Genomic DNA, 26,826 nt, shown 5'->3' on the forward strand with positions numbered 1-26,826 from the left:
CTATTTTAAAGAGCGTTGCCGTTACACTTAAGCCACTTCGTTTCTCTGTGAGAGTGAAGCCCTGTCCGTGTCAGCGAGGGCGTATATTAAGGATCTACAGATTTTGTGCAACCCTTTTTTAAGGTTTTTTATTATTTTGTCATATTTATTTGTTCCGCCCCCCAAAACTGATCAACAAACCATCAAAAGACACTAAAAAGGCCATTATTTATACAAATAATGGCCTTTTCCATTTCAAATTCATCGGTCGTATCCACTAAGAACTGACAGAAAGTTCTCGTCGTCGCTTCACTTCATAGACAATTGCAAGAATGATAGTGATAGAAATCATCACTAATCCCAGTGCATTTACGGCAGGCGTCAAACCCGTTCTCACTTTAGAAGCGATATAAACCGTTAAAGTTGTGTCGTAACCTTTAACAAATAAGGTTGTGTTGTAGTTTTCAAATGATTGTAGAAAGGCAATGGCTGCAGCGGAGATAATAGCAGGCTTTAAATAAGGCAAGAGAATGCGTCTAAACGCTTGCCATTGAGTGGCCCCCAAACTCAGCGCCGCATTTTCCAGCGTCCGATCAAAGCGCTGCAACCTAGCCAATACCATTAACATGACATAAGCTGCAATAAAGGTCGTTTGGGCAACGACGGTTAAGAAGACACCACCACTCACCGACAACCCCTTCCAAAAGATAAGTGTCGAGATCCCCACAATCACACCCGGTGTTAATAGGGGCGACATCATCAGCGAATAAAGAAAAGTTTTCCCTCTCCCCTGTACTGTCGATAAAAACAAAGCGCAGCAAATACCAATAGGCACCGCAACCACCAACACACCGGCCGCTACCAAGACACTGGTCCATAGTGCCGTCCACATGGCTCCATCTTGAGCCAGTGCTTCAAACCATTTAAGCGTTGCCCCCTTCCAGGGCGAAACCGTAGGGAATCGACTATCATTAAACGTAGCCAGCCCCATAATAATAAGCGGTGTGAATAAGTAGATAAAAAAAACGCCGATATAAAAACGTACAGCGAAGCGCATAATAGTTTCAGACTTCATTTTGCAATGTCCCCCAAACCCACTTTAAAGACACGCATGACCAAAGCGATAAAACCGATACAGATAATAAGCAGTAAGAACGCATAAGCAGCACCTTGGTTCCAATCGCCGCCTTCAAAAAACCAGTTGTAAATGATTTGAGTGAACCAACGACTACCCGGAGAGCCTAGTAATGCTGGAACAGCGTAACTTCCCGCTGCCAACATGAAGGTCATGATACACCCCGTCGCAATACCCGGTTTAGCATGAGGAATCACCACACGCCAGTGAGTACGAATCCAGCCAGCCCCCAAATTACGCGCCGCTTTAATCTGATTGGTATCCAAGCTCTCTATGGCGTTATAAATAGGAAAAATCATAAACAATATGTAGGCGTAAACCATACCGATCAACACCCCACCATCACCTGACAAAAAGCGAACTGGTCGATCGACAACTCCTAAGCCTAACAGCAGCGCGTTCAGCGGTCCTTTATAAGCAAGAATAATGTACCAAGAAAAGGTTCGTAAAATTTCATTAATCCAAAATGGAATAATCAGTAACAATAAACACAACGCCGCCTTTTGAGGCGTCGCAACCTTGGCAAGATAAAACGCAATTGGATAACTCACCATGAGCGTTAAAGACGTCACTAACACGCTAGACCAAATCGTTTTGAAAAAGATGGCTAAATGTATTTTATTACTAAATAAGGTTTCGTAATTTGTCAGGGAGTAAGCGTCTTTTGGCCCACCAATATCGGCAGGCAATAAATTCGGTCGGAACGAGTAATCCACCATTAAGAGCTGAGGCAAAATCACCAAACCAATTAACCAAACAGCGATCATACCAATAATGCCAACCGCCAATCCGCTGCCAAAACGCGACTTTAGCTGACTAAACATGACCCTCTCCCGCAATCACAATGGCATCTTGCTCATGATAAGAAAGACTAACAGGCGCACCTTTCTTTAAAGACTCAGAGAACTGATGCGTGCCTAACTGAATTGACAAAGCCTGATGAGTGGCGGTATTCGCATTCAACGTCAAATACGCGCCTTCGAAATTCACCTCATCAATGGTGGCCTGCAACGAGTGCATACCTGATTCAGCTTGTAACCTAAAATGCTCAGGGCGAATAAACAACGTCGCATCCGCCCCCACATTAACGCTACCCTGAGATCGCCCTGCCAATTTACCCAGCGGCCCACAATCCAACACAACAAGATCCGAATTGGACTCAATCACCCTACCTTTAACGCCATTATTTTCACCCACAAATGACGCAACAAAAGACGTTTGGGGGTCACGATACAAGGTGATAGGATCAGCAACCTGCTGAATACGACCCGCTGACATCACCGCAACACGATCCGACATCGTCAATGCCTCACCTTGATCGTGGGTAATATAGATGAAGGTGATGCCCGTTTTTCGCTGAATGGCTTTAAGTTCCGTGCGCATATGCTGACGTAGCTTTAAATCCAATGCCGACAAGGGTTCATCTAATAACAATACTTGAGGCTCAACCGCTAAGGCACGAGCAATGGCGATCCGCTGCTTTTGACCTCCTGATAACTCAGATACTTTTTTGGTGCCACTTCCTTCCAGCGCCACCAATTCAAGTAAGCGGTCAGAAGCTTTTTTGCGCTCACTTTTCGAAACACCGCGAACCTCTAAGCCGAACTCAATGTTCTCGGCCACCGTCATAAGAGGAAACAAGGCGAGGTTTTGAAAAATCATCGACGTTGGACGCTTATTTGCTGGCACACCACGCATGCTCTTACCGCCAATTTTTACATCGCCTTGGGTGGGATCAATAAAACCACTGATCATATTTAAAATAGTGGTTTTGCCACAGCCAGAAGGGCCTAAGAAACTAAAAAATTCGCCGGATTGAATCGTTAAATCGGTTTTTTGAATGGCGGTAAAGTCCCCAAATTGCATGACGGTATTATCTAAATGAACACTACTATCCATATTTCTCTCGCTGGTTGATTTTCTTGACACAATCGTCTCGATACAAAAAAGCCCTTTGCGACGTAAAGTCACAAAGGGCCTTCGAGGTGTTATGCAGACAAATAACGGTCTTGATATTCGTTACGTAATGCGACATACCATGGTTCTTGAATTGGCCACCACCACAAGTTGGCAAGATCCTGTTTGCTGTAAGAATCTTGGAAGAACTGCTTCGTTTCAGCAGGCAATAATGCATCCGCGCCTTTCGCTGTGGAGTTATAGCCTGTTGCTTTCACAAACATAGCGCCTGCTTCTGGCGTGTAATACCAATTAATAAACTCATAAACCGAATCCACATTGTTGGCATTTTTAGGAATAACAAAACCTTCCATCCAAGCCAACGCCCCTTCTTTTGGTGCGCCGTAAGCAATAGGCTCACCTTCTGATTGCAGCTTGAATGCAGTGCTGTCCCAGGTTTGGCCAATCGTTGCACCATTGGTACGAAATGCACCTTGCGCTTCGTTTTCTGTTGACCAGAACTGAGCAATCGACGCTTTATGCTCTGTCGCCACTTTTAGAATGACATCAAAGTTCGCGCGCATGGCTTTTTCGTTTTTATACGAATCCAACAAAGGGAAAGGCAGTTTGCCCGCATTTTCTAACCACAAACCGATACCAACTAACGCAGAATGGCCACGAACCGTTACGCCACCAGAATTCTCTGGTAACCAAAGATCGCCGTAGCTTAGTTCTTTGCTGATTTTTGCATCGTTCTTATTGTAAGCAATCGCCTCTGTTCCCCAATCCGAAGGCGCAAAGTAGCGCTTCCCTTTGACAATACCACCCACATCGGAGCCAGCCAGCGCGCTCTCTAGACAGCCACTCCAATTAATACGTTTCACATCCAGAGGCTGAACAAGATCGTAATCAACATAGCCAGGAACACGGTCAACCGTTGGCATGATAATATCGAAGCCAGTTCCATCGGTTGCGCGTAGCGAATTCATCAATTCATCGTTTGTTCCATACGGCGTAAACGTCGCATTAATTCCGGTTTTCGCCTTAAAGTCCGCTAGCATTTCATCGGTAATGTAGCCAGCCCATGCGTAAATACGCAGTTCTTTATTCGCGGCGATGGCGTTATTAATCGAAAATGGCGTAGCGGCAACAGCACCTGCAATGGAGGCGCCTTTCACGAATTGTCGACGGGAAAGGGTCATTCTAGAGCTCCTTTATTATTGGATTATTAGCTAGTTCATTAGGAAAGACACATCCGTGCCCAAACACTTTTTATTAAACAAACGTTCAATATACTTTCTAATCTAATACAAAATAATGACGAAAAAGTGACCAGGAAAGCTTTTTTTCCATTTGGACAGGATTAACACAAGTCATGGCGCAAAAAGCCAACAAAATGTCGCTGCTGGATAAAAAAGCACCACCCCAATCAAGCCGACCAACAGTTCGCTGTCACATTTTTGCAATATAACTGTATTAATGTAGGCGCACGGTCAGATTTTTATAAGTGAAATGGGGAAAGAATTGAAAATATCTCATGTAACACGTACCACTACGGTAAGTTACTTCATTATTGCCGCCATGCTTGTTGCCCTGCTGCTGTGGAGCTTAATGCAATTCCGCAACGCCTTTGAGCAAAGTGACAGCTACACCCAAGTCTGGGAATACTCTGCTATCGATTTGAAACAACAGATCGAAGGGTATTTGTCATCGGGTGAAGCGTCTGCATTGCAAAGTGCGCAGGACTTTATTGAGACCAAAATTCGTCCGGCCCTTAATTCACTGCCTGACACGATAAAAGACCCCATTAACGAACAGCTAATAGAAATAGAAAACAGCCTTCAATCGGATGTTCGTGCCGCAGGAAAACTGTCCGGCAATCCTTTTGCCTTGATCGAAAACAATGAACACCAAACACTGCTGTCTTTGGATACGCTGGCCGACAAAGTCCTCTCTTATCAAGCCAAAAACGGCCTACAAGAAGCTGCCCCTTATCTGGCGAGCCAAGCTCTGTTGTATGCCGACCTTGCACACGTCAGCAGCGCCAAAGACGATTACCTAGCCAATAAAACTCCAGATAATTATCAGCGGCTGGTCGACTCCATTACTTTGTTTCAATCGCATATTGAAGATTTCAGCAAACTGCCGATATTGAGTCTTGGCGAAAACCAAGAAGAATCGGCGGGGGACGACCTATCATCCCTTATGGGCTGGGCAAGTGAGTCAGAAGACGCTCAAGACGAAGTCGATCCATTGGAAGAAACCAAGAGCGAACTTCACACTTGGTCTGGGCGATATTTAAAAGATGTCGACTCAAGTCTGATTAATATCCAACAAGCCATTACCGCACAAAACAAAATACGCGCCTTGATTAGCCAACTGGAGACCATCTTAAAAGCTGGCACAGAAGACATTCAAGAAAGTGCTCAAGACACTCAGAAACAAACACTATTGGCTTTTTCTGTGTTTGTTATTTTGATGATTCTGACCACTATTTCTGTCCATATTTTCCAGAACAAGGTCGTCGTCAAAAGCGCCAGAGACCTCTACAACGCTGTAAAAGAGTTGGTTGAACATCAAAACATCAGCACACTTAAAGTTGGGAAAAACAAAAACGAGTTGTCCGACGTTGCGCATTATTTGAATCGTTATCTCGAACAAATTGCCGTACAGCGCCAACAAAGAGACACAGAGCTCAACAACATTTCATTATCACTAAATGACATGTTGGATTCCTTTGCTCAGGTACATCAAATCAGCATGGCATCAAAGCAAGAACTGGACGACACCCTTAGCATGTCAAACCAAGTCGAAACTCTTGCCAGTAAAGCCGAAGTTCGCGCGCAAGAAGTGGCAAATTACGCCACTGAAACCAATGTCGCCATGACCCACAGTGTCGACCAAGCCGCGTCGTTGGCGATCGCCAATCAGACCACCGTAGAGCGCCTAAACAGCAGCAAAAACGCTCTGGATAATTTAGAGAGCTCGGTGTCGAACGCGTCTTCTATAGTCGGTGGCATCAAAGACATCTCAGAGCAAACAAACTTGCTAGCACTGAACGCTGCGATTGAAGCGGCGCGAGCCGGCGAGCATGGTCGAGGCTTTGCTGTGGTTGCATCAGAAGTACGCACGCTGTCGAGCAGAACCCAGCAGTCACTGGAAGAAATTACCGGCATTTTCTCTCAGCTGACGTCAGCCACCAGCCAACTTAAAAGCAACTTAGACCTGATTGAGTCAGCCTCAGCAGAGCAAATAAGCCTGACTCAAGCGCTCGGTCAATCCGCCCAGGACATTCTCGAGAAGTCTGAACAATCAAGCCATTTGGCTAAAAAAGCAACGGGGTATGCCGCTGAACAAAAGCTTGGCATGAATCGCCTCAATACATCCGTTGTCAAAGTCAGAGAACAAGCCAACGAAACAGAAGAGTTTATGTCTGGTGTAACCGACAATATCAAACAAAAAATCCAAGACATCACAACAACGCTAGGGATCAGCTAGCGCGCAAGATTGACTTGAATGAACAAAACACAGACACAAAAAATCCAGCCGTAGCTGGATTTTTTAGCTCTAACATTGAGCACTAGCAACGAGGGAAAAGCTTAAAACAAAACGCGCGCTTTAACCGTTCCTTCCACTTCTCTCACTTTCTCAAGTGCCAATTCGCCCTCTTCTGCATCCACATCCATTACCATGTAGCCAAGCTTCTCCGTTGTACGAAGGTACTGACCGGTAATGTTGATGTTATTTTCAGAGAAGATCGCATTGATCTTAGAAAGCACACCCGGACGGTTTTCATGAATGTGAAGAATACGGTGGTTATCAGACTGAGCAGGCAACGCCACCTCAGGGAAGTTAACCGCTGCCGTAGTTGTCCCCACGTCAGAGTACTTAATAAGCTTATCTGCCACTTCGATACCAATGTTTTCTTGCGCTTCCATGGTGCTACCACCGATGTGAGGCGTCAAAATAACATTGTCTAAGCCACGCAGCGGCGAGACGAATTCTTCGTCATTGCCTTTTGGCTCCACGGGGAAAACGTCAACCGCGGCTCCGCCTAAGTTACCAGACTTAATCGCTTCCGCCACCGCGTCAAGATCGGCAACAGTGCCGCGTGATGCGTTAATGAAGATAGAACCTTTCTTCATTTGAGACACTTCTTTCGCACTAATCATCATCTTAGTCGAATTGGTTTCAGGCACGTGCAAGCTGATGATGTCGCTGGTTGACAACAGCTCTTTCAGACTCTTAATTTGTCGAGCATTACCCAGTGGCAATTTGGTGACGATGTCATAAAAACACACCTCCATCCCCAAAGATTCTGCCAAAACACTCAATTGAGTGCCGATGCTGCCGTAACCGATAATACCCAAACGCTTACCACGAGTTTCAAACGAACCTACTGCGGACTTAATCCAGCCACCACGATGACAAGCTGCGTTTTTCGCAGGAATGCCGCGCAGTAATAGAATTAATTGGCCCAACACTAACTCAGCAACACTGCGCGTATTCGAGTACGGCGCGTTAAAGACAACAATGCCTTTTTCGCTTGCTGCGTCTAAATCAACTTGGTTTGTTCCAATACAGAAACAGCCAATAGCAACCAGTTTGTTAGCATGCTCTAACACGTTTGCAGTTAACTGTGTACGAGAACGAATACCGATAAAGTGTGCTTCAGAGATTTTTTCAATCAACTCATCTTCCGCAAGTGCCGTTTTATGGTATTCAATGTTGGTGTAGCCTGCGTCATGCAATGCATCTAATGCAGATTGATGAACGCCTTCTAATAACAAGATTTTGATTTTGCCTTTGTCTAGTGAGGTGTTGCTCATGGCTCGTTCGACTTCTCTATTATGGTGGGGGAAAATTCACGTCAATATGTTAACACAGAACATTCTCTGTCGTATTCAAGATACAAGAATGTCTTTCATTATGATAAGAACAAAACTCATACACATTGGACACGTTCCATGCGGACACCGCTCAATAAAAAAAAGAGGCCTAATCGCCTCTTTTTTGATGGTTAACCTTTCTTACGCTCCAAATAAACACCGGTTTCCACATGATGTGTATAAGGAAACTGGTCGAACATGGCATAACGAACCACATCGTGCGTACTGGATAACGCCTCTAAATTTGATTTGAGCGTTTCAGGGTTGCAGGAGATATACAAAATAGAGTCTATTTTGCGAATTAATTCGACCGTGGCGTCATCCAACCCTGCACGAGGGGGATCAACCAACACCACAGAAGGAGACAGCTCACTGACACCGGCTTGCACAAGACTCTTAGGCAGCTCAGCATCGCCATTCAATGCCGCGGACACATCTTCACTGGCCATCTTCACTACTTGCACATTGCTCATACCATTCATCGCAATATTTAGCTGCGCCGAATTCACAGACACTTTGGAGATTTCAGTGGCAACGACTCGCTCAAAATGTCGTGCCAATGGAATAGAAAAATTCCCATTACCACAATACATTTCAAGCAAATCACCCGCAGCGTGCTTGGTGACATCCAACGCCCACTCCAGCATTTTTTCGTTAATACCCGCGTTCGGTTGAGTAAAGCTGTTTTCTACCTGTTGATAATGAAACTTCTGCCCGCCAACGTGCAAGGTTTCCATCACAAAATCGCGCGTCAAGATTTGCTTTTTCTTGCGGCTACGGCCAATAAAGTGACAAGCAGGAAACGCTGTATTTAATTGCTGCGCGGCCGCATTCCATTCATCGTCGATCGGCTTATGATAAAGCAAGCTAATGAGCGCTTCACCCGTGGTTGTCGTTAAAAAATCCACTTGAAAAAGTTTATATCGCAGCACCGGAACATGCCGTACCGCATCCAACAACTGTGGCATTAACTCATTAATAAGGGCGGACGCGGCCAAAAACTGATCCGTTCGAATGGGGGTTCTAGGATCAGCAGAATCAAACATCGCATAGAATAAATCATCGCCTTCATGCCAAATACGGAACTCTGCTCTCATTCGATAATGGGATGGTTCGCTTGCATAGACCTCCATTTCAGGCAATGACAGCGACGCCATTAACGTGGCTAATGCAGACTGCTTTTCTAACAGCTGTTCTTGGTACATTTCAGGTTGGATCTGATCCGGTCTCATGACTCATTCTCTTGGAAGCGGTAGGTACTAATTGTCTTAGAGCGCGGCATTATACGAGTTACCGGAAAGCAAATCTAATCACACGCAAGAAAATTCAATATTTGTGTGGCCGTTAATGTAAGTACTCAGGCCCGAGCAATATCGCGAGCGATAGCGTCAACGAAAAGACGCCATCGTAGTTGTCTTCTGCATTATAGGTCATTTGAGGTTTAACCTGGCCAATCAGCCAATCTTTATAAATGAGCCGTTCATATTGCACATTGTATAAAAAACTGTCCGACGCAATCGCATTTTCTCCAGATTGAAGAAAACTCAGTTGATAGCCCAAGCGATTTTTTTCGTTCAAACGATGCTGTACAGAGAAGTTCTCTCGCACATAAAAAAGCCCTTCTTTATCCAGCCATGTCACGCCAAAATCAGAGCCCATACCCAAGGTCGGACTTACTGCGTAGCCTAAACCTACACCATAACGCGCGCCCACTCCTTTTGAATAATACGCAAACGCTTCTTGTTTTTGCCACCAATTCCAAGCTCCGCTAGTATCGCCTTGCCTTAAACGAAGGCGCAAAAACGGATCCAAAGGGAAGTCCACGCGTACACCCGCATCAATATCCAGACCAATATCTTGTTTAATATAGCGAACCGCAGCGGTAATGCTCGACTTCAATGCCGAATTAACCACGCTGTCTTGCTGAGAAGATTCACCTTGTATGCTCTCAGGAGCCAAAGAATCGGCCTCAGATTCAACCACAAGGCGCAAACGGTCCTGTGTATTCGGCAACTGCAGCTGAACATGAAAGTCAAAAAATCCGGAACGTTCGCTATTGCCCAAGACACTACCAAAACGTATTTCCAAATTACTGTCTGTGGCCTGCTGACTCTGCTTACCTGATAAAAAAGAGTCTATATTGCTCGACCAGCTACCGATGGTTTTGGACACCGAGGCATGCGAACTCAGCCACCATGATGCGTCTGATTCTTCTGACGAAACCGAATCAACAGATGACTCTTCATCAACTGTCGAAACGTCTTCTGCATTACAAGCAGCAAAGGGCCAGCACGTCGCCAGACACATCACAACCATGTGACCCTTGCCAAAACCCATACGTTAGAATCCTTTCAACATCTGCTGGATCATCAGAGAAGAGTTCTCTGCTGCCACTTTCAGGTATTCCTCGAAGCTCTTAGGTGATTCTTTCCCTGCAATGTCAGATAAGGATCGAACAACCACAAAAGGCGTTCCAAACTTGAAGCAAACTTGCGCTACCGCTGCCGCTTCCATCTCGACGGCCACAAGATCAGGAAATATCGTGCGCACAGCGTCAACACGAACTGGATCATTCATAAAGCTATCGCCCGTCCCAATCAGACCTACTTTGGCTTGCACTTGTGTTACCGACAACAGCGCATGTTTGGCTTGCTCAACCAGCTGGGGATCCGCAGAAAATGTCGCAGGCATATTTGGCACCTGACCCATGGCATAACCAAACGCGGTGACATCCACATCGTGATGAACCACTTGATCGGATATCACCACATCGCCAACCTGTAAATCAGGGTCAAACCCACCAGCAGAACCAATATTAATCACATACTCGGGGGTAAACTCAGACAACAATAACGTGGTCGACACCGCGGCATTGACTTTGCCGATTCCCGATTTAAGCAACACCACATCTTTGCCTTCGAACTGCCCAACAAAAAAATCACAGCCCGCTATCGACTGCTCACGAACATCGGTCATCCACGCCTTGATCACCGCGACTTCTTCGTCCATCGCACCGATTAGTCCAATTACGCTCATTCATTGCTCCTAGAATTTGTATTTTGTTTCATAACGTCTTGGGTAAAAAAACGTATTTGCTCACTAGAGTTAGGTGAAACCATGTCGAAAAAAACCACATTATCCGGCATTTCTGGCCACCTTTGTACAGAATAAAAAGCCACATTTGGAAACGCAGACTGAGCCGCCTCTATTTCCGCTGCAGGTTGCGCTTCCAACAAGACAACCACCGCCTTCGGCTGATACGACAACACCACATGATGGCTGTGCAAATCCGCTAACCACTGAGTGGCGATATTGTACTGCTCTAATTCCGTATACCAAATGGCTTTTGTTACTCGACTACCGCCCACCATGACCCAACACATGTCTTGCTCATTAGCGTGCACAGTGCAGATTCCTTCCACAGAGCAGGCTTTTAGTAGCACTTGATATAAATTGTAGTCAAAAAAGCCCCCTTGTAATGTGTAGACATGTTCTGCAACGTCGACGGGAAGCGTGCTGTTAAGCCACACTATTGGGAGATGATCTCGCTTGTGTTTCAGTTTTAGACTCAAAGTGATATTGGCTTGGGCCTCAGTCTCTTTGTCACAACCAATTAATACCGCATCAAACTGGCTTAATGCACTGGACTGTGTAAAAAAGCTGTCTACAGACACATACGACTTAACAATCAAACCAAATCGCTCCAGCGCCTCAGAAACAGCATCGGCATTTGGGTAATCATTGGCCACCCAAGCCACCACACGATTTGGGGCCAAAGAAGGCTGAGGGGCATCGCTTTCTTGCTCTTGCATCGCCATGTTTAATTGTAGAGCGCCATTTTGAAGCGTTTTTTGTTGGCCATTGACGTCCGCTAACAATCTTTTGATCATCCAAAAAAACAGCGGCCGCAAAGCCATGTCATTCATGGCGACCATTTCAAGCTCAGTCTTATTGAAGCGGACACTCAAACGACGCTCCGCCATGTCGTTCGACATCACCATCATCAGTAACACACGAATCAATCCACGAAAATGCGCGTCCACCGCAACCACTTTTGCGCCAGTCTCCACAGAGCAATCGATTTTGGCTCGATTCGCCTCGACCCCCATGGCCAGCATCACTCGCTCACTTTCTTGACAAAATACGGTGCCAAGAGGCATAAGGTCCACATCACTTTCAACCAACGCTATGTCATCTAACACGGACAACAACAACGAAAGCCATCCCTTTAGCGAATCCGAACCAACCGAGTTAGGTAATTTGGCCAGATACGCCAACTCACTTAATACGGCATCCGAATCAACGGTTTTCTGATAAGAAGAAGACAATGGCTGCAACTGATCAAGCTGCCAAGTCAACCGAGTTTCTTGCGTAATATTTTTTCCGACCAGTAAAAGCCCACGATAGCCACTTTCATTTTTAAAAGAATGCGCTTGCCAATGGTATATCTGACCTAACTCATTGAAAGTCAGATCAAATGTCACCCCAACATTCCCTTTCAAAGCTTCCTGAATGGGCTGATGGCAAGCAATTGGCATGAAATCAAACACAGTTCGCGCCTTATCAGACCCAGGAAAAATACGCTGCGCTTCCGGGTTTAACAACTCAATTTCAGCAATCTCATTACAAAACACAATCGCGCTGTGAATGGATTCCGCCAGCAGCATAAAACGCTGCTCTTTGGCTTTAATCGACGCCACCAACTGGCGACTTTGGTGCTGAATAGGCTGTAACTCCACATAAGGCAACACAGCCTCTTCATGGTCATACACCATGGCCTCGATCGGCTGAAAAATGGCGGTTTTAATTTGACGAGACAAGACGAAATAAAACCCAAATAACACCAAGAATACCGCTGAAATCAAAGGTAAGGCGTTAGAAAAAAGCACAGAAGAAAAAGTATGCGTTTCTATAACATCCAATAACAAATCAGCTTGCACCGGCGAGGTCAACGGCAATCGCGCACGCAACATGGCATCTGACTGGTCAACACCAGTTCTATGTTCTTCCAACAACACTCTATTGTGCGATACATCATAGATACGAACCGCACTCACCCCAGCGCTTTCCAATAACTCGTTCACCAAGGTCAAATTATCGTTCAGGGAAATAAAGCCATATAAAAAACCCGTATTGTCCTGCTCATCTGACAACAGCGTCGTTTTCAACATCAACAGGGTGGCATTGTCTTTTGTCTCAACGGAAGTCCAGCGATTGATTAAGCCATCGTCTAATACCGAACGAAGATCTACCTTAGTAAACAACCGTGCACGAGGGTCCATTGAGTAACGCCCATCGGTCCACTCAATATAAAAAAAGTCTAGCCCACCGAAAAACAACACCTCATGATGACTAAACAACAAATCCAATTCGCGACCGACCACATAATTGCTCAAGGAAAGGTCTTGACCGATGAACTTCATCTCATCTTCTGCACGCGCCAAATAGCCATTAAACGCTTGCTCAACAATCCGATGCTTCAGTGCCAAATTTTTCTCTTGAGCAGACTGAGTCAATACCTCGATAAAATAGACACTCAATGCCGCGATCACAAAAAAGATCGCACACATCAACAACAAGGCTTTTTGTTTAAGTCGGTTCTGTAAACTGTCCGTTACTGTTGCCATAATTCCACCGAATACTGATACGCCTGCTGAACCATTAAACGTAAACTGTCAGAATCCAACTCCGCGGGCATAAGCGTCGAATGAGCTACATAAAGGTTCGGCATGTTCTTCCCTTCAAGGTCTAACTTAATGGCCTCAGCCACGGCGATCGATAAATTATCCTGCATAAACAAAACATTGACGCGCACTTTATGGTTCAACAAGTCCGCAATGCCATTGGAAGACAGCCCCCACGCATTCGTCTGAGTATCTTTGATAGACCGCTCTTCCAAAGCAGCCACAACCCCTTCGGAAATATTCTGGGAACAACTGAATATAAAGTCCGTCGGCGACTCATTCAAAAACACCCTAGCAGCCTCATAAGCGTGCTTCTTGTCATCCGCGACCACTCTGACTCGACTGATGCGTCGTTTGTATTTGAGCATTTCATCCAAAAACAAATCACAGCGCGTATAACTCAAATACCCCTGAGGTAGAACCAACGCTGAAATCGTCGTATCTGAAGGAAGCTGTCGATCGAGATAACTTGCCAACATTTTTGCCGCCTTCTTCTGATCAAACCCGATATACATTAATGGTGGATGGTTCATCCAATGTCTTAGTGGCGTCGCAAAGTCATAAAGAATCACCTTGGCTTTACTCGTACGTAAAAAATGCTCTAGAAATCGACGCTGAACAAAGCCCAGCTTTGTCATCACAATGTAATCAGGTGGCGTAGAGGCTATTTTTAAATATGCGGATAAATCACTGTTGTCGTTTGCATCATCAAGGTAAATATCTAAGCGATAGTCAATACCCAGTTCTCGCATTCGCTTTCTAAGCGCCATCTGAAGAGACTTGTTTTCTATGGTGTTTTCATCACCAAACAGCATTAAGGCAATACGAACCGCACGCTTTTGCGCTACTCGAATGGGATTCGGTGGAGAATTGATGATGGTCGTGAACTGTTCCGACAATGGGCCCTGTCGAGGAATCGCCTGATAATAATCATGACTGTCCATCAGATCCAAGGCCATATTTGCGGCGCGAGCGGTCAACGCCGTGCAACCGAGCAGCATCAATACGACAAAAATACACAGCCTTCCCATTACCAAGCTCAATTCACCATCAGCAGAAACATCATTCTAACCAACTTAACGAACTTTCGTGATAACAGGAACAAGAAAATATCAACAAGTGCAAAAAAGACAAAGAGACCACATGACAAACCGTCATTGGCATAAATTTCAGACATAAAAAAAGCCGACATAAAGTCAGCTTTTTTTAAATTTGGTGCGGAAGGAGAGACTCGAACTCTCACGCCGTGAAGCACTGGAACCTAAATCCAGCGTGTCTACCAATTCCACCACTCCCGCAAGGAATGGCGAGCATTATAGGCAATTGATTTTTTCGGTCAATAGTTTTTTTGCTTTTTTATGAAAAACTTAACAATATTTTCCTTTGCCTAACCGCTCAGCCATTCATTCAGCGTCGTTTACGTCAAAACAACGCTTAAAAAACACGACCGCCTGAATATTCGCCGCGCTCGTAACGTACCGCCATTTCTTCCAAATCCATAGTGTGGATACGAGAAGCTTGACCTGCAGAACCAAACGCTTCGTAACGATCAATACAAACCGCTTTCATTGCCTTGATGCTTTCGGTCAGATACTTACGAGGGTCAAAGTTGCCTTTGTGTTCCGCTAAGCTACGACGAATCGCACCCGTTGCCGCCAAACGCAAGTCAGTATCAATGTTTACCTTACGCACACCGTAACGGATCGCCTTAACAATTTCTTCCACCGGAACACCGTAGGTTTCAGGAATATCACCACCAAATTCGTTAATGATTTCCAACCAGTCTTGCGGCACAGAAGAAGAACCATGCAACACAATGTGAGTGTTTGGCAACAACTCAACAATCTTTGCGATACGTTCAATATCCAAAATATCGCCTGTCGGTGGACGAGTAAACTTGTACGCACCATGACTGGTACCAATCGCTACCGCCAACGCATCAATCCCCGTTGCGTTTACGAAGTCTACGGCTTCTTGAGGATCCGTCAACATCTGGTCGTGCGACAAAATACCTTCTGCGCCGACACCGTCTTCTTCACCGGCTTGACCTGTTTCTAATGAACCAAGTACACCCAGCTCACCTTCTACAGACACACCACAAGCGTGCGCAAATTCAACCGTACGACGAGTGACATCCACGTTGTACTCATAACTTGCTGGCGTTTTGCCATCTGCCATCAAAGAACCATCCATCATGACAGAAGAAAAACCAAGCTGAATAGAACGCTGGCAAATCGCTGGAGAGGTACCGTGATCCTGATGCATGACAACAGGAATATGCGGGTAATCTTCAATGGCTGCCGCAATCAAGTGACGAAGGAAGTGTGATCCCGCGTACTGACGTGCGCCCGCTGATGCCTGCATGATAACAGGAGAGTTCACTTCATGAGCCGCTTCCATAATGGCTTTCACTTGTTCCATGTTATTCACATTGAACGCTGGCAAGCCGTAGCTGTGTTCCGCTGCATGATCAAGCAGTTGACGCATACTAATTAAAGGCATAAAAGGTTTCCTCTGACAATTTGTCTGGTTTTGTATTTATAACGTTTGGAGTTACGGTGTTAGATAACTCTCTGTATTTGTAATCATGACAGCGTTATCACGCATCATGTGGCTTACGCCTTATCGTTATTGTCATACTCAGCTTACGCCAAGTAGGTCACTCTCTAGTTTTGTTTTTCGCCAACACCACTTCAACACAACTCACGTTCTGCATGTGATGGTGTTAGCGAAATAGGCTTTTCGCCTTTTTATTAGTTATAAATTATTTTAGAACGATCTTTGTCATTCTTTGATACTAATTTTGCGCGCGTGATTCCAACATCGCAACCGCTGGTAGCACTTTTCCTTCAACAAATTCTAAAAAAGCGCCGCCGCCAGTCGAAATATAAGACACTTGATCCGCAATATCGTACTTGTCGACCGCCGCTAAGGTATCGCCACCGCCCGCAATGGAAAAACCGTTGCTGTTGGCAATCGCCATCGCCAGCGCTTTGGTTCCACCGCCAAACTGATCAAATTCAAACACGCCCACAGGACCGTTCCAAATAATCGTTTGAGACTCTTCGAGCAGTGCAGCAAACGCCGCCGCCGCTTTTGGCCCGATGTCCAAAATCATATCATCAGCGCCCACATCCGCGGCGTCTTTCACTGTCGCAACCGCATCTGGCGCAAACGCCGTTGCAACCACAACGTCCTCAGGTAATGGAATGCTGGTCTTCGCCATCAAGGCTTTTGCCTGAGGAATCAAATCTTCTTCGTACAAAGACTTGCCCACAGGAAAGCCTGCCGCAGCCAAGAAAGTGTTGGCAATACCGCCACCCACAATCAACTGATCCACTTTGTCAGACAAAGATTCCAACACCGTCAACTTAGTCGATACTTTTGAACCACCAACAATCGCCGCCATTGGACGAGCCGGTTTTGCCAACGCTTTTTCTAACGCTTCAAGTTCTGCCGCCAACAATGGGCCAGCACAAGCAATCGGAGCAAACTTCGCCACGCCGTGAGTAGAAGCTTGTGCACGGTGAGCCGTGCCAAACGCATCCATCACATACACGTCACACAAAGCCGCCATTTTTTTAGACAATGCTTCGTCGTCTTTTTTCTCGCCAAGGTTAAAACGTACGTTTTCAACCAAAACAAGCTGACCTGACTCCACGTCAACGCCATCTAACCAATCTTTGACTAATGGCACGTCTTGGCCCAGCAAACCAGCAAGGTGTGTTGCGACAGGCTGAAGCGAGTATTCGTCTTCGTACTGACCTTCTGTTGGGCGACCAAGGTGAGACATCACCATGACTTTCGCGCCCGCCGCTAACGCTAACTTAATCGTTGGCAATGCCGCACGAATACGCGCATCGCTGGTTACTTTACCGTTTTTCACAGGCACGTTAAGGTCTTCACGAATCAATACTCGCTTGTTCGCCAGATCCACGTCTTTCATATTAATTACAGTCATGTACGATGTCCTCGTCGTTTAAACTTCAGATGTCTCAATTCAATTTTGATTGTTCAATCACACCGGCCCAATATTTAGCCACATCCAGCATTCGGTTCGCGTAGCCCCATTCATTATCAAACCAACAAAGCAACTTCACCATGCGCTGATCAATGACTTGCGTTTGCGTACTATCGATAATCACCGAACGCGGATCATGATTAAAGTCCACTGACGCATGCGCTTCTTTGGTAAAGCCCATTAGCCCTGCATACTTTGAGTTTGCCGCTTGTTCTAATTGCGCATTGATTTGCTCAACCGTGACGTCTTGCTCTGTACGCAATACTAAATCAATCACCGAGACGTTCAAGGTGGGAACGCGTACCGCATTACACCCCATTTTTCCGTCAAGTTCAGGCATCATTCGCGTGATGCCGCGCGCCAAACCAGTATCAACGGGAATTATCGAGCTCAACGCCGCACGAGTTAAGCGCAAATCTTTGGTATGATAGCCATCAATCACTGGCTGATCGTTCATCGCAGAATGGATAGTTTGCGTCATACCATGCACCACTCCAGCAAACTGTTTAACAACATCCAAAACCGGAATAAGGCAGTTTGTGGTACAAGACGCCGCCGACACGATACTTTGCTCCGCTCGAATATCCTGATGGTTGAAACCATACACAATCGTCGCGTCAACATCCGCCGCCGCTGGCTGAGACAGCAACATTTTGGGTACGCCTGCGTTCAAATAAGCTTGGGCGCCTTCTCGTCCAGAAAAGCTCCCCGAACACTCCAATACCATATCCAGTTCAAGAGCAGACCAGTCCAATTCCTCTGGCGTGGCACAGGAAAAGCACAAGATCGCATCATCACCAATAAGCAATGCGTTATCGCGAGTAGAAACAGGTTGAGGAAAGCGGCCATGCGTTGTGTCATAGCGAGTAAGATAGCTGATTGTCTCAATGTCAGACAATTCATTAATGGCAACCACTTGAATGTGATCGCGGTAGCCGTTTTCATAAAGCGCCCGTAAAACCGAACGTCCGATACGACCATAACCATTGATAGCGACTCGCAACATATTCCCACTACTTCATCGCAAATTTAGCAGCGGAAACGCCCACCACCATAATAAAAAAGAAAAAGAGGTACGCAACAAGTGGCGCACCTCTTTTCATCATCAACAAAGGATTACACAGCTAAGATTTTTTCTGCCGTTGCCACCACATTGTCTACCGTAAAGCCAAAGTGTTTCAAAAGATCGCCACCAGGAGCCGACTCACCAAACGTCGTCATGCCAACCATTGCGCCTTCGAAACCAACGTACTTGTACCAGTAATCAGTATGCGCCGCTTCAATAGCAACACGCTTCGTCACACTGCTTGGCAACACAGACTCTTTGTAAGCGGCGTCTTGTGCATCAAACGTATTCGTAGACGGCATAGAAACCACACGCACGTTCTTACCTTTTGCCGTTAATGCTTCAGCCGAAGACATGGCTAGGCCTACTTCAGAACCCGTAGCAATCAAAATCAGATCTGGCGTACCAGCGCAATCTTGAAGCACGTAAGCCCCTTTCGCGACATTCGCAAGTTGTTCAGCACTGCGAGTTTGCGCAGGCAGACCTTGACGAGAAAAAACCAAAGACGTTGGGCCATCACGACGCTCGATAGACGCTTTCCAAGCCACCGCGGTTTCTGCCGCATCACATGGACGCCATACAGACATGTTTGGCGTCATACGCAAGTTAGCCAATTGCTCAATCGGTTGGTGAGTTGGACCATCTTCACCTTGGCCGATAGAGTCATGCGTATAAACAAAAATGTTTTGAATACCCATCAAAGCAGACATACGCACTGCGTTGCGCGCGTATTCCATAAACATCATAAAGGTCGCACCGTAGTTAATAAAACCACCATGCAAAGAAGCACCGTTCATGATGCCGCTCATACCAAATTCGCGAACACCGTAGAAAACATAGTTGCCCGCTGGATCTTCTTGGATGCCTTTAGAGCCAGACCATAGCGTCAAGTTAGAACCCGCAAGATCCGCAGAGCCGCCTAGCAACTCGGGCAACATGGCACCGAAGAAACCAATCGCATTTTGAGACGCTTTGCGGCTCGCGATGTTTTCGCCTTTATCTTGGCTTTCTTGAATGAACGCTTGAGCTTTTGCTTCAAAGTCCGCAGGCAATTCGCCTTTAATAACGCGACGCTCAAACTCTGCAGCCAACTCAGGGAAAGCGGCCTTGTATGCGTCAAACTGAGCATTCCACTGCGCTTCACGAGCAGAACCCGCTTCTTTCGCATCCCAACCAGTGTAAACATCTGCAGGAATCTCGAACGGTGCGTGTGGCCAGCCAAGGAATTCACGAGCCGCTGCGATTTCAGCATCACCCAATGGTGCGCCGTGACAGTCATGGCTACCCGATTTGTTTGGAGAACCAAAACCGATGATGGTTTTGCAACAAATCAACGTTGGTTTTGTGGTCTCTGCTTTCGCCGCTTCAATCGCCGCTTTAATGGCTTCCGGATCATGCCCATCCACATCCGCAATAACATGCCAACCGTACGCTTCAAAACGTTGTGGTGTATTGTCCGTAAACCAACCTTCAACATGACCATCGATAGAAATACCGTTGTCATCCCAGAACGCAACCAATTTACCTAGACCTAACGTTCCAGCCAAAGAAGCCGCTTCATGAGAAATACCTTCCATCAAACAACCGTCGCCCAAAAAGCAATAGGTGTTGTGGTCAACCACATTATGACCTTCACGGTTGAATTGCGCCGCTAGTGTTTTCTCAGCAATCGCCATACCTACCGCGTTACTGATGCCAGCACCCAATGGGCCCGTTGTTGTTTCAACGCCATCGGTATAACCGTATTCAGGGTGACCTGGTGTTTTAGAGTGAAGCTGACGGAATTGTTTTAAGTCTTCAATAGACAGTTTGTAACCAGACAAATGCAAGAGTGAATAAATCAACATAGAGCCATGGCCGTTTGACAACACAAAACGGTCGCGATCAACCCATTTTGAATTGTTTGGGTTGTGCTTTAAAAAATCATTCCATAGCACTTCAGCGATGTCTGCCATCCCCATTGGTGCACCTGGGTGACCTGAGTTAGCTTTTTGTACGGCATCCATACTTAATGCACGTATGGCGTTAGCAAGTTGTTTCCGAGACGGCATGGTTATTCCACTCCTGATAGCTTAACGAACAATAGAAGGAACATTCTCTACGGGATAGAGCCACCATGCAATGCTGGCACCATCGCTGCGCCCAAACATTGGGCAAAGAAAATGAAATCACTTAGAAATCTGCACCATCCTAACAAAAAAACCGCCTTTTGCCTCGTTTAAATCCATAAACTGGGTTGATATTTAAACAGCGCTGGTTCATCATTCGCACTATGAATACAGCGTCGATTTGTCTCGGCTTGCGGGCGCTATATAAACTCAGCTAAACAGATACGCAAGAACCTGTTTAGCACTTTTCTGCCAAACAGGTTTTTTTATGCCTGTTTAGCGACAAACTCAGCTAAAGAGGAACACTCAACATGTCCGAATATTCTTTATTTACCTCTGAATCCGTTTCAGAAGGCCACCCAGATAAAATCGCTGACCAAGTATCCGATGCGATTCTTGATGCCATCCTAGCGGAAGACTCCGAAGCGCGCGTTGCCTGCGAAACACTCGTAAAAACCGGTATGGTTTTAGTGGCAGGTGAAGTACGTACCAATGCGTGGGTCGACATTGAAGAAATCGCTCGAGGCGTCATTCGTGAAATTGGCTACAACAGCTCCGACATGGGGTTCGATTGGGAATCTTGTGCCGTCATGAACGCCATCGGCAAACAATCTGCCGACATCGCGGTTGGTGTGGATGAAGCCAGTGAAAAAGAGCTGGGTGCTGGCGATCAAGGTCTGATGTTTGGTTTTGCGACAAACGAAACAGACGTATTAATGCCTGCTCCTATTACTTACGCACACCGCTTAGTTCAACGCCAAGCCGAAGTTCGTAAGAACGGCACACTGGATTTCCTTCGTCCAGACGCCAAAAGCCAAGTCACTTTCCGTTACGACGAAAATGGCAAGCCATGCGCTATCGATGCCGTTGTACTGTCGACACAACACAGCGCATCCATTAAGCAAGCCGACCTTCGCGAAGCGGTGATGGAAGAAATCATCAAGCCCGTTCTTCCTGCTGAATGGTTATCAAAAGAAACCAAATACTTCATCAACCCAACAGGTCAGTTCATCATTGGCGGCCCAGTGGGCGATTGTGGTCTAACTGGCCGTAAGATTATCGTTGATACCTACGGCGGCATGGCTCGTCACGGTGGTGGTGCTTTCTCTGGTAAAGATCCATCCAAAGTTGACCGCTCTGCGGCCTACGCAGGTCGTTATGTCGCGAAAAACATCGTTGCGGCCGGCCTTGCTGACAAATGTGAGATTCAAATTTCTTACGCCATCGGTGTGGCTGAGCCAACGTCAATCAGTATCAACACGTTTGGTACAGGCAAAGTCAGCGACGCAGTGATTTCACAATTGGTTCGTGAGCACTTTGAATTGCGCCCAGCGGGTCTGATTAAAATGTTGGATCTGAAACGTCCAATTTACTTACCAACCGCCGCTTACGGTCACTTTGGCCGTGAAGGTGACAACTTCACATGGGAAAAAACCGACAAAGCCGACGCATTGCGTAAAGCCGCTGGTTTATAATTTTCTAATTTTCCGTTATAAAGCCTTCTTCTGACTTTGTTTTACCGCAAAGAGCAGACGAAGGCTTTTTTATTTCTATCGATTTTTCATCCAGTTAGGACACTCAAAACAAGTATGCGTATTCCACGAATTTTTATCGACACAGAACTCAATGAGAATAGCGTTCTTGCTTTACCAGACTCGGCCTTTCAACATCTTTGTAAAGTCCTGCGATTAAAAGTCGACCATCCTATTCGAGTGTTTAATGGTCAACTCTTTGATGGCAAAAACGGCCAATTTAATGCTACGTTGTGTGATGTTGAAAAACGCTCCGCCAACATTCGTGTTACCAGTTTTGAAGCATTAGACAACGAATCCCCTGTTCAAGTGACCATTGGGCAAACCTTGTCTCGCGGTGAACGAATGGACTACGCGATTCAGAAATCGGTAGAAGCAGGTGTTCATGCCATTCAGCCATTATTTAGCGAACGCTGCGAAGTAAAACTTCAGGATAATCGTGCCGAAAAGCGTCAGCAACATTGGCAACAAGTCGCGATTAGCGCGGCCGAACAATGCGGCCGAGGTGTGGTTCCAATTGTGCATCCACCCATAGAATTAACCGAATGGATAGAGAAATGTAACGAAATGTTAAAACTTACGTTACATCATCACAGCGCCAAACCTATTCGAGAGTTTGGGCAACCAGCCAATAACCGTGTGGCTCTTTTAATAGGACCAGAAGGTGGCTTGAGTGAAAAAGAAGTCCAACTGTCTGAAAAAGCAGGGTTTAATGCCATTTCACTTGGCCCAAGAGTGCTCCGCACGGAAACCGCACCCATTGTCGCACTCAGCGTTATTAATGCATTATGGGGTGATATCTAAATCGCCCCCTCATAACAGAATCGCAACATATTCAGAGGGTAAATGGTTTTACCATCTCAGTCGAAACAATTAAAGGACAGATAAACTCATGTTTTACCGAATAGTGTTAACTTGCACGGTGTTTTTAGGGACAGCATTTCTACCTGCAATTGCGCACGCCATTTCTCTTGAAGAAGCGACCTATACCGCGATAGAAAATAGCCCGACCGTAAGGCAAGCTATCGCTAAATATCGAGAATCAAAAGAAAGCGCCGACATTGCACGACGTTCGGGTTATTACCCTAGTGTTGACCTTGCCGCTGGCATAGGACATGAGACAACCTACGCTGATAACAGCAACTCAAGCGACATAGATCTTGCTCGCCGCGAATTGAAACTGTCTTTGAATCAGCCGCTTTTTAATGGTTTCTCAACAGAAAACGACGTTGAACGCTTGAACAGTGAAGCCGAAGCCAACCGCTGGAGCGCCCTTATCTCTGTGGAAAATACCGCACTGGAAGTGGCCGAAGTCTACGCTAACATTTTACGCTATCGCGAGTTGGTTAGTTTAGCGGAACTTAATCTAGAAACTCACGAACGCATTTATGGTCAGATTAAATTAAAAAGCGACTCTGGAATTGGCCGACAATCCGACCTGAGCCAAATCACAGCTCGCCTTGCGAAGGCTCACGCTAATTACTTCGCCGCCATCAATAACTTAAGAGACTCAGAGAGCAATTACCTTAATGTTGTCGGTGAGCTACCACCCAAAGACCTGATCTACCCGGTACCAGACAGAGACTTATTGCCCAAAAATTTAGACTCTGCAATCGCAGAATCTCTAAAGAAAAACCCAGCGATTGAAGGCGCCCGTTGGGACGTCGCTGCGACGGAAAGTCTTCGAAAAATCACCGATGCAGACAAATACCCAACGATCAATTTCGTATTGGAAAGAACCTGGAATAACAACCTAGATGGTGATGAAGGACCAAGTGAAGACCTGTTGGCAATGGTACGTTTAAACTACAACATTTACGGTGGCGGCACACTTAAACGCCAACAAGAAGTCGCTACCCAACAATACATTCAAGCTCAGGAAATTAGACGCAATACGATTAGAGATACGGAATTGACGGTACGTCTAGCATGGGCTGCTTTTGAAGCCACAACAGGACAAAAAGAGCACATTCAACAATACGTCATTGCGACCAAAGAATCTCAAATTGCCTATGAAAAACAGTTCCGCCTAGGCCGACGCACCTTATTGGACGTTTTGGACAGCGAAAACGAACTCTTCCAAGCGCGCCAAGACTACGTCAACGCAGATTATGACGAATTATTTTCCGAGTTTCGCTTGTTTAATGCAAAAGGCGAACTGATGCGTGCCTTCCGTATTTACCGCCCTCAATTACTCGGTTTCGACGATGAATTCGACAAAGCAGAAAGACCCACTCCGACAGCAAGCGCAACCGATGAATTAAAAGCCATGGAAACCAAAGCGGAAGACAATGCGCTTGAGGCCTCTAAAATCGAGGAAGCCTCCCCTGTCGATAACACAGAAAAAACGAAAGAGAGTGAATTATTTCTGGATGCAGGAAGCAACTCAGGGAGCTGGTAGCCACTCAATACGCACTCTTCAATTGCGCTGAGCCAAGACTCATCATGCTTGCATCGATGTTGGTTCAGCGCGCTTTCTGGCAAAAAAAGCGCATACGTTATGGCAAATCCTCTTCGTGCCATCCCAACGCTGTTTTTAATTTTGAGCAGGCGAATCAACTATCTGAAAATCATGGGTGTTTTTTCTTCTCAGCGTCCCCATATTTCTATAGCATCAACATCTATTAATCGCTTTATCAAAGCCTTAAAACGTCACTTTCGCTTTAGGAACCACCCCTATGACTATTAAACTCGGCATTGTTATGGATCCAATTGCATCCATTAACTACAAAAAAGACACTTCACTCGCCATGTTATGGGCAGCGGCAGACAAGGGCTGGCAACTGATTTACATGGAACAAAAAGACCTGTTTTTGGACAATGGCAAAGCCTATGCCATGACGCGCCCTTTGAACGTTTACAAAGACCCAGCTCACTTTTATGAACTTGGCGAAGAAAGCAAAATGGCGCTGGGGGAATTGGATGTGATCCTAATGCGCAAAGATCCTCCTTTCGACAGCGAGTTTGTTTACAGCACTATGATCTTAGAACAAGCCGAGTGCGATGGCGCGATGGTTGTGAACGACCCCAAAAGCCTGCGCGATTGCAATGAAAAGCTCTTTGCCACTCAGTTCCCTCAATGCTGTCCAGCGGTTTTGGTAACACGTCGAGCGGATCTACTGAAGCAATTCCACAAAGAACATGGCGATGTGATTTTCAAACCTTTAGATGGCATGGGTGGCACATCCATTTTTCGCTTAAAGCCAGACGATTCAAACGTGAGCGTTATCATTGAAACGCTCACTAATATGGGCACCGAACAGATAATGGCGCAAAAATTCATCCCGGAAATAAAACAAGGGGACAAACGCATCTTAGTCGTTGACGGCGTCCCTGTTCCTTATGCGTTAGCGCGTATTCCGGCTTCGGGAGAGACACGCGGCAACTTAGCCGCTGGCGGTCGTGGCGAAGGTCGCCCTCTCAGCGACAGAGATCGCTGGATTTGTGAACAAGTAATTCCCTCTTTGAAAGAAAAGAATTTAATGTTTGTTGGTTTAGACGTGATCGGCGATTATCTCACTGAAATCAATGTCACTAGCCCAACATGCGTTCGTGAGCTCGATACACAATTCGACCTCAACATCGCTATGACGTTAATCGAAGCCATAGAGAAGCGTCTTTCGTAACATCGCATGCGAATAACCGATAAGTTTTCCATTGCACTTTTCATTGCCATTAGCGCCCATGCGCTGATGGTGATGATTATTGGTTTCGATTTCTCCCTGCCTTCACCCAAACCTAAAACACTGGAAGTCACGCTCGTTCAGCACACAACCAAAGCGCCCCAAGAAGCAGACTTCATTGCGCAAGCAAACCAACAAGCAAGTGGCACCGAGCTTCGCAAACAAAAGCTCACCACCACAGAAAATGCCCGTTTTTTATCCGATACAATTCAAGAAATCTCCCCACCAGTTCAACCTCAACTCGCGTCCAAAAAGCCCATCGATGAGCCCAGCTTACTGGCAACAAAAGATCAAGAAGCGGTCTTTGAAATCGTCAACGAGTCCGAAAAAGAAGCCAAAACCTTGGAAGAGCAATTTCGCGGGGAAACTCAGATTCCTAGCCATTTATCCAATGACATTGCCACCTTGGAAGCCTTATTGGATCAGCAACGACAGTCCTATGCAAAACGCCCTAGGATTCGCCGCCTTACGTCCGTGTCAGCAAAAGCCGCCGTGGATGCTCAATACTTAGATGACTGGCGACGCAGAATTGAACGTATTGGTAACATTCACTATCCAGAAGAAGCAAAACGCAATCACCTTTATGGTGAGCTACGCCTAGCCGTCATACTATTGCCGAACGGTTATGTTGATGATATTGAAGTACTGCATTCCTCAGGCATTCGCGTACTGGATGACGCCGCAATGCGCATAGTTCGTTTGGCTGAGCCGTTTCAAGTGTTTCCAAGTGAACTCAAAAAAGACGTCGACAAGCTAGAAATCATTCGCACATGGCGCTTTGTGCCAGGTAATCAACTACAAAGCCAGTAAACAGCAAAAACGCAGACATAAAA

General features: G+C 46.1%; 20 protein-coding genes and 1 tRNA gene. 6 read left to right on the plus strand and 15 right to left on the minus strand.

Translation table 11 applies throughout. From position 1 onward, the window contains the following. Window positions 1–256 precede the first annotated feature (256 nt). The 4 genes from AABA11_RS15780 to AABA11_RS15795 all read right to left on the minus strand — a co-directional run bounded on the left by AABA11_RS15780 (window position 257) and on the right by AABA11_RS15795 (window position 4,212). Window positions 257–1,054 (minus strand): ABC transporter permease, encoded by a 798-nt coding sequence (locus tag AABA11_RS15780; RefSeq protein WP_265729273.1) that lies wholly within the window; start codon window positions 1,052–1,054, stop codon window positions 257–259. Beyond that, window positions 1,051–1,938, minus strand: a complete 888-nt coding sequence (locus AABA11_RS15785) for an ABC transporter permease (protein ID WP_265729274.1) — start codon at window positions 1,936–1,938, stop codon at window positions 1,051–1,053. The genes AABA11_RS15780 and AABA11_RS15785 overlap by 4 nt, the downstream gene beginning before the upstream one ends. Continuing rightward, a complete protein-coding gene (locus tag AABA11_RS15790; RefSeq protein ID WP_338269362.1) occupies window positions 1,931–3,013 on the minus strand; it encodes an ABC transporter ATP-binding protein in 1,083 nt (360 codons plus the stop codon). Before AABA11_RS15790 ends, AABA11_RS15785 begins: the two co-directional genes overlap by 8 nt. An 89-nt stretch (window positions 3,014–3,102) precedes the next feature. Continuing rightward, window positions 3,103–4,212: an extracellular solute-binding protein gene (locus AABA11_RS15795; RefSeq protein ID WP_265729276.1), complete on the minus strand. Its 1,110-nt coding sequence runs from the start codon at window positions 4,210–4,212 to the stop codon at window positions 3,103–3,105. Window positions 4,213–4,534: 322 nt separating this feature from the next. On the opposite strand from AABA11_RS15795, the gene AABA11_RS15800 reads away from it, so the two are divergent. Further along, window positions 4,535–6,508, plus strand: a complete 1,974-nt coding sequence (locus AABA11_RS15800; RefSeq protein ID WP_265729277.1) for a methyl-accepting chemotaxis protein — start codon at window positions 4,535–4,537, stop codon at window positions 6,506–6,508. A gap of 101 nt (window positions 6,509–6,609) precedes the next feature. Here AABA11_RS15800 and serA read toward each other — a convergent pair whose 3' ends face one another. The 11 genes from serA to tkt all read right to left on the minus strand — a co-directional run bounded on the left by serA (window position 6,610) and on the right by tkt (window position 20,721). Then, window positions 6,610–7,839 carry a phosphoglycerate dehydrogenase gene (gene serA, locus AABA11_RS15805; RefSeq protein WP_265729278.1) on the minus strand — a complete coding sequence of 410 codons (1,230 nt, stop codon included), beginning with the start codon at window positions 7,837–7,839 and terminating at the stop codon, window positions 6,610–6,612. A 191-nt stretch (window positions 7,840–8,030) separates the two neighbouring features. Beyond that, window positions 8,031–9,131, minus strand: a complete 1,101-nt coding sequence (gene trmA, locus AABA11_RS15810) for a tRNA (uridine(54)-C5)-methyltransferase TrmA (protein ID WP_265729279.1) — start codon at window positions 9,129–9,131, stop codon at window positions 8,031–8,033. A gap of 112 nt (window positions 9,132–9,243) precedes the next feature. Then, the gene (locus tag AABA11_RS15815) at window positions 9,244–10,236 is read right to left on the minus strand and encodes a hypothetical protein (protein ID WP_338269367.1); all 993 of its coding nucleotides are present in this window, start codon (window positions 10,234–10,236) and stop codon (window positions 9,244–9,246) included. Window positions 10,237–10,239: 3 nt separating this feature from the next. Beyond that, entirely contained in the window at window positions 10,240–10,935 is a 696-nt protein-coding gene (mtnN, locus tag AABA11_RS15820) for a 5'-methylthioadenosine/S-adenosylhomocysteine nucleosidase (protein WP_265729282.1), read from the minus strand. Then, complete coding sequence (locus AABA11_RS15825; protein WP_338269369.1) at window positions 10,932–13,526, minus strand: nitrogen regulation protein NR(II); 2,595 nt, start codon at window positions 13,524–13,526, stop codon at window positions 10,932–10,934. Before AABA11_RS15825 ends, mtnN begins: the two co-directional genes overlap by 4 nt. Beyond that, a complete protein-coding gene (locus AABA11_RS15830) occupies window positions 13,514–14,614 on the minus strand; it encodes a substrate-binding domain-containing protein (protein WP_265728206.1) in 1,101 nt (366 codons plus the stop codon). Before AABA11_RS15830 ends, AABA11_RS15825 begins: the two co-directional genes overlap by 13 nt. A 182-nt stretch (window positions 14,615–14,796) precedes the next feature. After that, window positions 14,797–14,881 (minus strand) — tRNA-Leu (locus tag AABA11_RS15835). A 136-nt stretch (window positions 14,882–15,017) separates the two neighbouring features. Then, complete coding sequence (gene fba, locus AABA11_RS15840; protein ID WP_338269372.1) at window positions 15,018–16,085, minus strand: class II fructose-bisphosphate aldolase; 1,068 nt, start codon at window positions 16,083–16,085, stop codon at window positions 15,018–15,020. Between the two features lie 295 nt (window positions 16,086–16,380). Beyond that, window positions 16,381–17,544, minus strand: a complete 1,164-nt coding sequence (locus AABA11_RS15845; protein WP_338269374.1) for a phosphoglycerate kinase — start codon at window positions 17,542–17,544, stop codon at window positions 16,381–16,383. A 34-nt stretch (window positions 17,545–17,578) separates the two neighbouring features. Further along, window positions 17,579–18,610 (minus strand): type I glyceraldehyde-3-phosphate dehydrogenase, encoded by a 1,032-nt coding sequence (locus AABA11_RS15850; RefSeq protein WP_265728203.1) that lies wholly within the window; start codon window positions 18,608–18,610, stop codon window positions 17,579–17,581. 110 nt (window positions 18,611–18,720) lie between these two features. Next, window positions 18,721–20,721: a transketolase gene (tkt, locus tag AABA11_RS15855; protein ID WP_338269376.1), complete on the minus strand. Its 2,001-nt coding sequence runs from the start codon at window positions 20,719–20,721 to the stop codon at window positions 18,721–18,723. Window positions 20,722–21,089: 368 nt separating this feature from the next. Between tkt and metK the strand changes: the two genes are divergently transcribed. The 5 genes from metK to AABA11_RS15880 all read left to right on the plus strand — a co-directional run bounded on the left by metK (window position 21,090) and on the right by AABA11_RS15880 (window position 26,803). Next, complete coding sequence (metK, locus tag AABA11_RS15860) at window positions 21,090–22,253, plus strand: methionine adenosyltransferase (protein ID WP_265728202.1); 1,164 nt, start codon at window positions 21,090–21,092, stop codon at window positions 22,251–22,253. A 114-nt stretch (window positions 22,254–22,367) separates the two neighbouring features. After that, window positions 22,368–23,114 carry a 16S rRNA (uracil(1498)-N(3))-methyltransferase gene (locus tag AABA11_RS15865; protein WP_338269378.1) on the plus strand — a complete coding sequence of 249 codons (747 nt, stop codon included), beginning with the start codon at window positions 22,368–22,370 and terminating at the stop codon, window positions 23,112–23,114. Window positions 23,115–23,202: 88 nt separating this feature from the next. After that, complete coding sequence (locus AABA11_RS15870; RefSeq protein ID WP_338269381.1) at window positions 23,203–24,711, plus strand: TolC family outer membrane protein; 1,509 nt, start codon at window positions 23,203–23,205, stop codon at window positions 24,709–24,711. A 277-nt stretch (window positions 24,712–24,988) separates the two neighbouring features. Then, a complete protein-coding gene (gene gshB / locus AABA11_RS15875; protein WP_338269383.1) occupies window positions 24,989–25,936 on the plus strand; it encodes a glutathione synthase in 948 nt (315 codons plus the stop codon). A 6-nt stretch (window positions 25,937–25,942) separates the two neighbouring features. Beyond that, window positions 25,943–26,803, plus strand: coding sequence for an energy transducer TonB (locus tag AABA11_RS15880; protein WP_265728198.1), 861 nt, complete (start codon window positions 25,943–25,945; stop codon window positions 26,801–26,803). Window positions 26,804–26,826: the final 23 nt, after the last annotated feature.

Origin of the sequence: Marinomonas pontica, from assembly GCF_036322735.1 — a bacterium.
Classification (GTDB): domain Bacteria; phylum Pseudomonadota; class Gammaproteobacteria; order Pseudomonadales; family Marinomonadaceae; genus Marinomonas; species Marinomonas pontica.

What these genes read in the sequence shown, in the direction of transcription:
- trmA (WP_265729279.1), bottom strand. Translation starts at nt 9,131, where the DNA reads ATGAGACCGGATCAGATCCAACCTGAAATGTACCAAGAACAGCTGTTA.
- AABA11_RS15825 (WP_338269369.1), bottom strand. Translation starts at nt 13,526, where the DNA reads ATGGCAACAGTAACGGACAGTTTACAGAACCGACTTAAACAAAAAGCC.
- AABA11_RS15870 (WP_338269381.1), top strand. Translation starts at nt 23,203, where the DNA reads ATGTTTTACCGAATAGTGTTAACTTGCACGGTGTTTTTAGGGACAGCA.
- AABA11_RS15830 (WP_265728206.1), bottom strand. Translation starts at nt 14,614, where the DNA reads ATGGGAAGGCTGTGTATTTTTGTCGTATTGATGCTGCTCGGTTGCACG.
- AABA11_RS15865 (WP_338269378.1), top strand. Translation starts at nt 22,368, where the DNA reads ATGCGTATTCCACGAATTTTTATCGACACAGAACTCAATGAGAATAGC.
- AABA11_RS15785 (WP_265729274.1), bottom strand. Translation starts at nt 1,938, where the DNA reads ATGTTTAGTCAGCTAAAGTCGCGTTTTGGCAGCGGATTGGCGGTTGGC.
- serA (WP_265729278.1), bottom strand. Translation starts at nt 7,839, where the DNA reads ATGAGCAACACCTCACTAGACAAAGGCAAAATCAAAATCTTGTTATTA.
- mtnN (WP_265729282.1), bottom strand. Translation starts at nt 10,935, where the DNA reads ATGAGCGTAATTGGACTAATCGGTGCGATGGACGAAGAAGTCGCGGTG.
- tkt (WP_338269376.1), bottom strand. Translation starts at nt 20,721, where the DNA reads ATGCCGTCTCGGAAACAACTTGCTAACGCCATACGTGCATTAAGTATG.
- gshB (WP_338269383.1), top strand. Translation starts at nt 24,989, where the DNA reads ATGACTATTAAACTCGGCATTGTTATGGATCCAATTGCATCCATTAAC.
- AABA11_RS15850 (WP_265728203.1), bottom strand. Translation starts at nt 18,610, where the DNA reads ATGTTGCGAGTCGCTATCAATGGTTATGGTCGTATCGGACGTTCGGTT.
- AABA11_RS15795 (WP_265729276.1), bottom strand. Translation starts at nt 4,212, where the DNA reads ATGACCCTTTCCCGTCGACAATTCGTGAAAGGCGCCTCCATTGCAGGT.
- fba (WP_338269372.1), bottom strand. Translation starts at nt 16,085, where the DNA reads ATGCCTTTAATTAGTATGCGTCAACTGCTTGATCATGCAGCGGAACAC.
- AABA11_RS15790 (WP_338269362.1), bottom strand. Translation starts at nt 3,013, where the DNA reads ATGGATAGTAGTGTTCATTTAGATAATACCGTCATGCAATTTGGGGAC.
- AABA11_RS15780 (WP_265729273.1), bottom strand. Translation starts at nt 1,054, where the DNA reads ATGAAGTCTGAAACTATTATGCGCTTCGCTGTACGTTTTTATATCGGC.
- AABA11_RS15880 (WP_265728198.1), top strand. Translation starts at nt 25,943, where the DNA reads ATGCGAATAACCGATAAGTTTTCCATTGCACTTTTCATTGCCATTAGC.
- AABA11_RS15815 (WP_338269367.1), bottom strand. Translation starts at nt 10,236, where the DNA reads ATGGGTTTTGGCAAGGGTCACATGGTTGTGATGTGTCTGGCGACGTGC.
- metK (WP_265728202.1), top strand. Translation starts at nt 21,090, where the DNA reads ATGTCCGAATATTCTTTATTTACCTCTGAATCCGTTTCAGAAGGCCAC.
- AABA11_RS15845 (WP_338269374.1), bottom strand. Translation starts at nt 17,544, where the DNA reads ATGACTGTAATTAATATGAAAGACGTGGATCTGGCGAACAAGCGAGTA.